Source organism: Sanguibacteroides sp. AM78-02pH3A, assembly GCF_027666085.1.
Lineage (GTDB): Bacteria > Bacteroidota > Bacteroidia > Bacteroidales > Marinifilaceae > Gabonibacter > Gabonibacter massiliensis.
Genome location: NZ_JAQEHX010000028.1, coordinates 1 through 1,399, shown reverse-complemented (window position 1 = coordinate 1,399; position 1,399 = coordinate 1). Strand labels below are relative to the sequence as shown.

General features: G+C 48.2%; 1 protein-coding gene. It reads left to right on the top strand.

Going from position 1 to position 1,399, the window contains the following annotated elements:
• Nucleotides 1-1,399, top strand: a 1,399-nt coding sequence (locus tag PGR74_RS14075; protein WP_270517389.1) for an ABC transporter permease subunit, incomplete at both ends; no start/stop codon positions are given.

The following is a 1,399-nucleotide window of genomic DNA, read 5'->3' as shown; positions in this document are numbered from 1 at the left end:
TTGATCCTGATCATCTTTACCTTTCAATGCAGCATGACCTTCTCTAATTTGATGGGGGGAATGGTACGTTCCGAATCTTTAGGTTACGGTAATTACAATGCAACCCTCGGTCTTTACAGCGGCATGCGCGGTCTGTTCACGGCGGTTCAATCTTACCTTTACCTTTACATCCCCTTGTTGACGATGAGCTTGATGAGCCGGGAGCTGGGTAGCGGTTCCATTAAATTACTATACTCGTCGCCGGTGACGAACTGGCAGATCATTCTCGGTAAATACGCCTCGATGATGGTTTACGCTCTCGTTCTGATGGGTGTGTTGTCAATTTTCGGGATTTACACGGCTTTCGCGGTAAAAGATGCCGATATTCCTCTTATTCTTTCTGGAATGTTTGGCTTGTACCTTTTGATTTGCGCTTACGCGGCGATCGGTTTGTTCATGTCGAGCTTGACCTCTTACCAGATCGTTGCCGCTGTCGGCACGTTGGCTATTTTAGCCGTTCTTTCTTACGTTAAAGGGTTGTGGCAAGAGATCGATCTGGTTCGCGATATTACTTTCTGGTTAGCCATAGACGGTCGAGCCGGAGAGTTCGTACGCGGTTTGATCTGCTCGGAGGACGTGATCTATTTCCTGATCGTGATCGGCTTGTTCCTGTTCATGGCGGTTATTCGCTTGCAGTCCCGCAGGCAGAAGAGTTCGTGGGCGGTGAACTTCGGTAAATACGCCGTGGTATGGTTCGTTGCCCTGTTTATCGGTTACCTCTCTTCCCGTCCTTCCTTGATGTCATTTTACGATGCCACGGAGACGAAGCAGAACACGTTGACGCAAAATAGCCAGGATATCGTTGCCCGCATGGACGGCAAACTGAAGATTACGACCTACGTGAACATCATGGATGATTATTCTTGGATCGGTATGCCCTCGTACCGGAACTGGGACTTGCGTAATTTCAGACAATACCTTCGTTTTAAACCGGATATCACGATGAAGTACGTTTATTATTACGATTCGGTAAAAAACATGAAGAACCTGGAAAAGAGATACCCGAACATGACCTTCGAGGAGATTGTAAAGAAGACGATCGAGCTGTATGGTTTGGATTCGAACAAGATATTAAAGCCGGAACAGATCCGCGAACAGATCGACCTGAAGCCGGAAATGAACCGTTTCGTTCGTTTGTTGGAGAGGGAGAACGGTCAAAAGACCTTCTTGCGGGTGTTCGATGACATGATGATCTTCCCCGGTGAGACGGAGATCTCGGCCGCTTTCAAACGTATCGTGATGAAGTTGCCTAAGGTAGGCTTTTTGACGGGTCACGGGGAGCGTAACACGGAGCGGGAAGGGGATCGCGATTACAGCATGTTCACGCAAGACAAGCCATTCCGTTACTCTTTGATCAACC